This window comes from Microbacterium sp. NPDC055521 (genome assembly GCF_053619695.1).
This window is the reverse complement of record NZ_JBSHJX010000020.1, coordinates 1-7,837: the sequence shown is the minus strand read 5'-3', so window position 1 is coordinate 7,837 and position 7,837 is coordinate 1. Positions and strand designations below refer to the sequence as shown.

The window sequence follows — 7,837 nt, the reverse complement described above, 5'->3', positions numbered from 1 at the left end:
GCACTCCAGGTGTCGGACGGATCGTGGAGAAACGTCCGACATCTGGAGTGTCGGCCCCCGGAATGTAACGCGGTAACGCGGTAACGCGGCAACACGGAGACGCCGAAAGCGCCGGGGCCCGGCTCAGCCCGGGTGGGTCATCGACAGGAGGTCGAGCTTCGCGTCGAGCTCCTCCTCCGAGATCTCACCGCGCTCGACGTAGCCGAGGTCGATGACCGCGTCGCGCACCGTGATGCCCTTGGCGACCGAGTGCTTGGCGATCTTCGCCGCAGCCTCGTACCCGATGACCTTGTTCAGCGGCGTGACGATCGACGGGCTCATGCCCGCGAACGCGGCAGCGCGCTCGACGTTGGCCTCGAGGCCGTCGATGGTCTTATCGGCCAGCACACGCACGGCGTTCGAGAGCAGGCGGATCGACTCGAGCAGCGCGGTTCCCATCACGGGGATCGCGACGTTCAGCTCGAACGAGCCCGATGCGCCGGCCCAGGCGACGGTCGCGTCGTTGCCGATCACGCGCGCGCACACCATGAGCACAGCCTCGGGGACGACCGGGTTGACCTTGCCGGGCATGATCGACGATCCGGGCTGCAGATCCGGGATGTGCAGTTCGCCGAGACCCGTGTTCGGACCCGAGCCCATCCAGCGCAGGTCGTTGTTGATCTTCGTCAGCGACACGGCGATGGTGCGCAGCGCGCCCGACGCCTCGACGAGCCCGTCGCGGTTGGCCTGGGCCTCGAAGTGGTCCTTCGCCTCGGTGATCGGCAGCTCGGTCTCGGCCGCCAGCAGCTCGATGACCTTCTGCGGGAAGCCGAGCGGGGTGTTGATCCCGGTTCCGACAGCGGTGCCGCCGAGGGGAACCTCCGCCACGCGGGGCAGCGCCGACTGCACGCGCTCGATGCCGAGGCGGAGCTGGCGGGCGTAGCCGCCGAACTCCTGGCCGAGCGTGACCGGGGTCGCGTCCATGAGGTGCGTGCGCCCCGCCTTGACCACGGCCTTCCACAGCTCGGCCTTCGCCTCGAGGGCGACCGCGAGGTGGTCGAGCGAGGGGATGAGGGTGTCGATGAGCGCCTGGGTGACGGCGATGTGCACCGACGTCGGGAAGACGTCGTTCGACGACTGCGACGCGTTGACGTGGTCGTTCGGGTGCACGGTCGAGCCGAGGATTCCGGATGCCAGGTTCGCCAGCACCTCGTTCATGTTCATGTTCGACGAGGTGCCGGAGCCGGTCTGATACGTGTCGACGGGGAACTCGCCGTCATGCTTGCCGGATGCCACCTCGTCGGCCGCCTGAGCGATGGCGTCCGCGATCGCGCCGTCGAGCGTGCCGAGCTCCTTGTTGGCGAGCGCGGCGGCCTTCTTGACCCGGGCGAGCGCGGCGATCTGCGTCGATTCGAGACCCTGGCCCGAGATCGGGAAGTTCTCGACGGCGCGCTGGGTCTGGGCGCTGTACAGCGCCGTCGCGGGCACGCGCACCTCACCCATGGTGTCGTGCTCGATGCGGTACTCGATGTCGGTCATGCCGATCCCTTCTCGGAAGCGGAGGCGATGCTCTCCGTGTCGACCCCCACAGTGACGACGGGCACCGCGGTGCCCTCTGCGAGGCGGTAGTTGGCGCCCACGATGCCCAGCCGGCCGTCGGCGACGGCGTTGCTGATCATCTCGGACGAGTGCAGCAGATCTGCGACGGTGTTGCGCAGGTGCTCGCGCCCGACCAGCTCGGCGTCGATGTCGGCGGGCGTCGTGCCGCCGGTCTCGGCGAGCACCTTGCGTGCTGCCGGGATGATCGGTGCGATGAGCTTCCAGATGCCGGCGGGGAGCGGAGCGGAGTCGATGGCGGTGCCGTCGATCGCCGCGCGCACCGCGCCGCACGAGTCGTGCGCGAGCACGACGATGAGCGGCACGTTCAGAATGCCGACCGCGTACTCCAGGCTGGCGACGATCGACTCGCCGATCACCTGTCCCGCGTTGCGTACGACGAACAGGTCGCCCAGGCCCTTGTCGAAGATGATCTCGGCGGCGAGGCGCGAGTCCGAGCATCCGAACAGCGTCGCGATGGGCGCCTGACCCTCGGCCAGCTCGTTGCGCTTGGAGACGTCCTGATGCGGGTGCGCCGGCGTGCCGGCGACGAATCGCCTGTTGCCGTCGAGCATCTCCCGCCAAGCCTCAGCGGGTGTGAGCGTTGCGGTCATTCGGCCTCCTCAAGGTCGTCGATCTGTGCGGACAGGGTCTCTGCCAGCTCGGCCGTCGCCCCGGGCGTCTGCGAGCCGTACAGCAGGATGTAGTCGGGCCCGGCCTGGGTCCCGATCGCGTACGTGATGTTCGCGGAGCCGCGGCCACTCAGGTCGAACTCGTCCCACTCGCGACCGTCGATCGTCGTGGATCCGTTGGGGGCCATACCGTCGAGCACCTGCGGCGCCCAGCTCACATCGGCGCTGAAAGCCTGCGCGACACGGACGAATCCGCGTGCGTCGTCGGCGGCGGGGGCGAGGGTGATCGTCCACACCCGGGTGCTGCCACCCGAGAGGGTGGCGTCGTTGACCCGCCAGTAGTCGTCGGCCTCGACGACGAGCGCGGGGCGCTGCATCGACGTCTCGACGTCAGCGGCGATCGCCGCGACGTCGATCGCCGGGCGCTCGGCGACCTCGCCGCGCGGCACACCGAGCACGACGATCGCGACCACGGCGACCGTCACGATCAGCGCGGCGATGAGGTTGCGGAACGTCTGGCTCGAGCGGTAGACCCGGCTGGCCTCAGCCTTGCGGTCGGCGGTCTCCTGCGCGGTCTCAGGTCGCCCGAGACCTGCGACGACGCGGGGTTCGCGGCTCATTCGCCCGCTCCACCGGATGCCGCGTCGCGGGCGGCATCGAGACGGCGCTTCGCGCCGAGCAGCCATTCCTCGCAGCGGGCGGCGAGCGCCTCGCCGCGCTCCCACAGCGCCAGGGAGTGCTCGAGGGTGGGCGAGCCCTGCTCGAGTTCGGCGACCACGCGCACGAGCTCGTCGCGCGCCGCCTCGAACGACAGGTCTTCGAGAGGGGAGTCGCTGGGGGCAGTCACGCCCCCATCCTACCGGCGTGTCGAACATCGCCGACCCTCAGCCTGCGCGCAGAACCTCGGCGTGCGCTGCCCTCGGGGCTGATCAGCCCGCTTCCGGGATCTGCCCCTCCGACACGGCGCGTATGGAACCGCGGTCGACAGTCACTGTCATCGCCGTGCCCGCCGGCGCATCGGCCGCGTCGCTGAGGATGCGTCCGTCGTCGAGGTGCGCGATGGCGTAGCCGCGGGCGAGGGTTGCGGCGGGGGAGAGGGCGCGCAGCGATGCGCGCAGCTCGGCGGTGGATCGGTGAGCGGCATCCAGCGCCCTGGTGACGGTGTCGCGGCCGCGGGATGCCAGCAGCCACACCTCCTGGGCGCGGTCGTCGATGATCGGATCAGGTGAGCGCAGCACCGGACGCGAGCGCAGCTGCTCGAGCTGCGCGATGTCATGCGAGATGCGCTGCGTCAGACGGGTCGTCGCCCGCGCACGCAGCTGGGCGACGATCGCGCGCTGCTCACCGACATCCGGAACGACCCGCTTCGCGGCATCCGTCGGTGTCGACGCGCGCAGATCGGCGACGTCGTCGAGCAGCGGATGGTCGTTCTCGTGCCCGATCGCGCTGACGACGGGAGTGGATGCGGCTGCCACCGCGCGTACGAGCCGCTCGTCGCTGAAGCCGAGCAGTGTCTGCGGGTCGCCGCCGCCGCGGGCGATGATGATGACGTCGACGTCGGGATCGGCATCCAGCCGCTGCAGCGCCGCGAGCACCTCGGGAACGCACCGATCGCCTTGCACGGCGACATGCTCGGTGCGGAAATGCACCTGCGGCCAGCGCAGCTCGGCGTTGCGGTGCACGTCCTTCTCGGCATCCGAGCGCTCGCCGGTGATCAGCCCGATGCAGTGCGGCAGAAACGGCAGCGGCTTCTTCCGGGAGGAGTCGAACAGGCCCTCCTGCCGCAGCTGCACGCGCAGCTTCTCGAGCTTCTCGAGCTGGTCGCCGAGGCCCACGTGCTTCATCGCCGAGACGGTGAAGCTGAAGTCGCCGCCCTTGACGAAGTAGTCGGCCTTGACGGCCGCGACGACGTGATCGCCGACCGCGAGGTCGGCGGGGATGCGCGGGCGCACGCTCGACCAGACGCGGATCGAGATCTGCGCGTCGGAGCGGGTGTCTTTGAGACGCGCGAAGACGTTGCCCCCGCGGAGGTTCCACGAGGTGATCTCGCCCTCGACCCAGACGGTATTCCAGCGCGCGATGAAGTCGCGGATGGTGCCGTTCAGGCGCGCGACCGAGGTCGGCGCCGCCGGGGTCGAGTCGCGCGGGGCGACCGAATCGGCGGGAGGCGGCTCGCCGGGGATCGCGGTGGCTTCGAAGACGGTCACCCGGCCATTCTTCCGGATGCCGCCGACACGGCGAGCACAGCGACCACGGGCCGGGCGGGCGATGCATTCCGGGGGCCGACACTCCAGATGTCGGACGGATGCCGCGAATCGGTCCGACATGTGGAGTGTCGGCCCCGGGGGCGGCTCGACCCCCCGACCGCTCCCGGCCCGTGAACAGGTGGCGTCGGTAGACTGGAGGGGTGAGTTCAACCGCCGTCTCGCTGCCCGTGCCGCACATTCCGACCCGTCGTCGCGCCGTCGAGCGCGCCCGTCTCGAGAACCGTCCGGTCGACGGTGAGAAGCGCGTGCTGCTGGCCGCTCCGCGCGGCTACTGCGCGGGTGTCGACCGCGCCGTCGTGGCCGTCGAGAAGGCCCTCGAGCGCTACGGAGCCCCGGTGTACGTGCGCAAGCAGATCGTGCACAACATCCACGTCGTCACCGAGCTCGAGAAGAAGGGCGCCATCTTCGTCGAGGAGGTCGACGAGGTGCCGGAGGGCGCCCATGTCGTCTTCAGCGCGCACGGCGTCTCACCGGCGGTCGTGCAGGGCGCCGCCGACCGGGGACTGCACGCGATCGACGCCACGTGCCCGCTGGTCACCAAGGTGCACCGTGAGGCCGTGCGTTTCGCCCGCGACGACTTCGAGATCCTGCTGATCGGTCACGACGGCCACGAAGAGGTCGAGGGAACCGCAGGCCACGCGCCCGACCGCGTCACGATCGTCAATTCGCCCGACGAGGCCGACACCGTGGTCGTGAAGGACCCGAGCAGGGTGGTCTGGCTCTCGCAGACGACGCTCTCGGTCGACGAGACCATGGAGACGGTGAACCGGCTGCGCACCCGCTTCCCCGAGCTGCAGAACCCGCCGTCGGATGACATCTGCTACGCCACGCAGAACCGCCAGGTCGCGATCAAGAAGATCGCCAATGACTCCGATCTCGTGATCGTGGTCGGCTCGGCGAACTCGTCGAACAGCGTGCGCCTGGTCGAGGTCGCGCTCGAGTACGGCGCCAGGGCGGCGTACCGCGTCGACTACGCCGATGAGGTCCGCCAGGAGTGGCTCGACGGAGTGCGCACGATCGGCGTGACCAGCGGCGCCTCGGTGCCCGAGGTGCTCGTGCGCGAGGTTCTCGATGCACTCGACGAGGCCGGCTACGCCGACGTCGAAGAGGTGCGCACCGCGGAGGAGGACCTCATGTTCTCGCTGCCGAAGGAGCTTCGACAGGACCTCTCCGGCAAGCGGGACGAGCGCGCCCTGGGCGGGCGGGTCTCGCGCGCATGAGCGTCGACCGGCCGCAGTACGGCGAGTACGCGTCCCCCGAGGAGCAGCGTGCGCGCGCCGGGCTGCCTCCGCTGAACGCCGAGCCGGCGGCATCCGCCCCCGCAGCGGCTCCGGCGCCGACCCCCGCGCCGGATGCCGGAGGACCGGTCGCCCCACGCCCGGCAGGGCGTCTGGTGACTCTCGTGCTGCTGGGTCTCGGCCTGGTGAACGTGCTCTCGTCGATCCCGCAGTTCGTGAACATGTCGTCGACGCTGACCGAGTCGATGAAGATGATCGGTATCGACGGCGAGTTCACGAACTACGCCGCCGCGCGCACCTGGGGCGTCGTCGCCGTCGTCATCCTGCTGTTCGGCTACGCGGCCACGGCGTGGCTGTCGTTGCGCCAGCTGAAGCGCGGCAAGTCGGCATGGTGGATCCCGCTGGTCGGATTCGCCGTCACGATGTCGCTGGTCTCGGCCTGCGTCTCGATCGTGATGTTCAGCGACCCCGCCTTCACCACGGGGCTGCTCAGGCCTCCCGCCGGGTAGCCTCGAAGGGTGACAGCAGAGCAGATCGCGTTCCACGTCAGCTACGCCTCGGTCGCATCCGTCGCGGGCGATGACCCGACCACGACCGCCGTCGAGGTGCTGCGCAGGGAGCTCGTGCTCGCCGCCTGTCGCGGTTTCGACGGGGAAGAGGCCGTCTTCCTCATCCCGGTCACCGAGAGCGGCCACGTCGTGGCCCTCGACGACGATGGCCGGCTGCGATTCGACCTGAGCGCGCTCGCGCTGCAGCAGCTGTTCGAAGCCGAGGCCCTCACCCTGCACCTCGGCTCCTCCGATGACGCCCTCGAAGAGGTCGACCAGGAACTCGACGAGGAGTTCGGTGCGGCGTTCGAGCAGCTCGACGACCCCGCGGCGGCTTCAGGCGACCTCGGCGGATTCGGGATGCCCGATTCGGACGGCGATGTCGATTTCGGCGTCTTGCCGGTGCAGGTCGCGGAGTTCTCGCGCCGCGGTCCCTGGGGTGCGCGGATCACCGCGCAGATGACCGGCGTCGACGTCGACTACCTCGAGGACGGAACCTGGTCGCTGTACCGCTACGCGACCGATCAACCGCACATGGCGCTCTCCGGCGGCGGCGCCGACGAGCCGATCATCGAACTGAACCTGCCGCAGTATGGCGAGGCGTGGCTCGAGGTGACGGCAGGCGGTCGCACCGGCATGTTCTGGCCGAACATCGAGCGCCTCACCCAGCCCGTGCTCGACATCGACGCCATCGCGGTGCCTGAGAGCGCCGACGTCTATCGCCGGATGCTGCGCGAAGCCGACGGGACCACCGACGAGCTGCAGGAGCTCGCGCTGGGCGACGCGGTCGACGTCGACACGGCGCTGCGGGCATGCGCTCCCGAGGCGCTCGGCGGAGTGACCGGCGAACTCGAGCGCATCCGGGCGTTCGTGGCCGCCTTCGGGGTTCCCGAATCGCTCATCGCCGCGGCGGTCGACGAGCGTGCGGCCGGTCGCCGTTTCACCCCACGCGGCTGGCCGCGTACCGTGGCGGATCTCGCCGTCGCCGGCATCGGCGAGATCACGGCGCTGACGCGGAGGGACCGGCCGTTGCCGCGCGTCGCGCGGTTCCTGCGCGAGCGCCCCGCGATCGGCGCTGCGGTCAGCGTCACTGAACTCGCCGCCGGGGTCGCCGCCGTCCGCGCCCGCTCTCCGCTGTGGCGCGGTCTCGGCGTGCTGATGGTCATCGACGCGGTCATCGACCTGGCGATCTGGGTGCGCCGAACCGTCACACGCTGAGCACCCGCAGTCGGCCGCTCAGATGCTTCCCCACGGCGCGCGTCCCGGCATCCCCGGTGACCACGGTGACACGAGTGCCTGCACCGGCGCGTGGCTGCAGAACTGGCCGTCGCTCATCGCTGCGGGCGGCACGACGAAGGCCGAGGGAGTCACCGGCGAGCTCGGCACGATCGAGACCGCCGACGGCAGGATGCGGGTGACGCCGAACGGCTGGCCGCTGCACTACTTCGCCGGCGACAGCGCCACCGGCGGCGTCAACGGCCAGGGCGTCAAGGGCGTCTGGTGGATGCTGAGGCCGGCAGGGGAGCGGATGGCCGGCTGAGACGAGAGAGGGATGCCCGGGACCTGCGGGTCCCGGG

The 7,837-nt window shown here is 70.3% G+C and carries 9 protein-coding genes; 4 read left to right on the top strand and 5 right to left on the bottom strand.

The window, feature by feature from the left end; all coding sequences use genetic code 11:
* Positions 1-123: 123 nt before the first annotated feature.
* The 5 genes from ACWGSM_RS13450 to xseA form a co-directional block, all read right to left on the bottom strand.
* A complete protein-coding gene (locus ACWGSM_RS13450; RefSeq protein ID WP_452323420.1) occupies positions 124-1,518 on the bottom strand; it encodes a class II fumarate hydratase in 1,395 nt (464 codons plus the stop codon).
* Positions 1,515-2,189, bottom strand: coding sequence for a carbonic anhydrase (locus ACWGSM_RS13445; RefSeq protein ID WP_452323419.1), 675 nt, complete (start codon positions 2,187-2,189; stop codon positions 1,515-1,517). The genes ACWGSM_RS13450 and ACWGSM_RS13445 overlap by 4 nt, the downstream gene beginning before the upstream one ends.
* Positions 2,186-2,827: a DUF4245 family protein gene (locus ACWGSM_RS13440; protein ID WP_452323418.1), complete on the bottom strand. Its 642-nt coding sequence runs from the start codon at positions 2,825-2,827 to the stop codon at positions 2,186-2,188. The genes ACWGSM_RS13445 and ACWGSM_RS13440 overlap by 4 nt, the downstream gene beginning before the upstream one ends.
* Positions 2,824-3,054: an exodeoxyribonuclease VII small subunit gene (locus tag ACWGSM_RS13435; protein ID WP_452323417.1), complete on the bottom strand. Its 231-nt coding sequence runs from the start codon at positions 3,052-3,054 to the stop codon at positions 2,824-2,826. Before ACWGSM_RS13435 ends, ACWGSM_RS13440 begins: the two co-directional genes overlap by 4 nt.
* Positions 3,055-3,136: 82 nt before the next feature.
* Positions 3,137-4,414, bottom strand: a complete 1,278-nt coding sequence (xseA, locus tag ACWGSM_RS13430; protein ID WP_452323416.1) for an exodeoxyribonuclease VII large subunit — start codon at positions 4,412-4,414, stop codon at positions 3,137-3,139.
* Between the two features lie 236 nt (positions 4,415-4,650).
* Here xseA and ACWGSM_RS13425 point away from each other — a divergent pair, with 236 nt between their 5' ends.
* Genes ACWGSM_RS13425 through ACWGSM_RS13410 form a run of 4 tightly spaced genes read left to right on the top strand, consistent with a single transcriptional unit; the run spans position 4,651 to position 7,800 of the window.
* The gene (locus ACWGSM_RS13425; protein WP_452323421.1) at positions 4,651-5,694 is read left to right on the top strand and encodes a 4-hydroxy-3-methylbut-2-enyl diphosphate reductase; all 1,044 of its coding nucleotides are present in this window, start codon (positions 4,651-4,653) and stop codon (positions 5,692-5,694) included.
* Positions 5,691-6,221, top strand: coding sequence for a DUF6264 family protein (locus tag ACWGSM_RS13420; protein WP_452323415.1), 531 nt, complete (start codon positions 5,691-5,693; stop codon positions 6,219-6,221). The genes ACWGSM_RS13425 and ACWGSM_RS13420 overlap by 4 nt, the downstream gene beginning before the upstream one ends.
* A 9-nt stretch (positions 6,222-6,230) precedes the next feature.
* Positions 6,231-7,478, top strand: coding sequence for a hypothetical protein (locus ACWGSM_RS13415; RefSeq protein ID WP_452323414.1), 1,248 nt, complete (start codon positions 6,231-6,233; stop codon positions 7,476-7,478).
* A gap of 22 nt (positions 7,479-7,500) precedes the next feature.
* Positions 7,501-7,800, top strand: coding sequence for a COG4315 family predicted lipoprotein (locus tag ACWGSM_RS13410; RefSeq protein ID WP_452323413.1), 300 nt, complete (start codon positions 7,501-7,503; stop codon positions 7,798-7,800).
* The last annotated feature ends 37 nt before the right edge of the window (positions 7,801-7,837 follow it).

What these genes read in the sequence shown, in the direction of transcription:
- ACWGSM_RS13450 (WP_452323420.1), bottom strand. Translation starts at nt 1,518, where the DNA reads ATGACCGACATCGAGTACCGCATCGAGCACGACACCATGGGTGAGGTG.
- ACWGSM_RS13445 (WP_452323419.1), bottom strand. Translation starts at nt 2,189, where the DNA reads ATGACCGCAACGCTCACACCCGCTGAGGCTTGGCGGGAGATGCTCGAC.
- ACWGSM_RS13440 (WP_452323418.1), bottom strand. Translation starts at nt 2,827, where the DNA reads ATGAGCCGCGAACCCCGCGTCGTCGCAGGTCTCGGGCGACCTGAGACC.
- ACWGSM_RS13420 (WP_452323415.1), top strand. Translation starts at nt 5,691, where the DNA reads ATGAGCGTCGACCGGCCGCAGTACGGCGAGTACGCGTCCCCCGAGGAG.
- ACWGSM_RS13410 (WP_452323413.1), top strand. Translation starts at nt 7,501, where the DNA reads ATGCTTCCCCACGGCGCGCGTCCCGGCATCCCCGGTGACCACGGTGAC.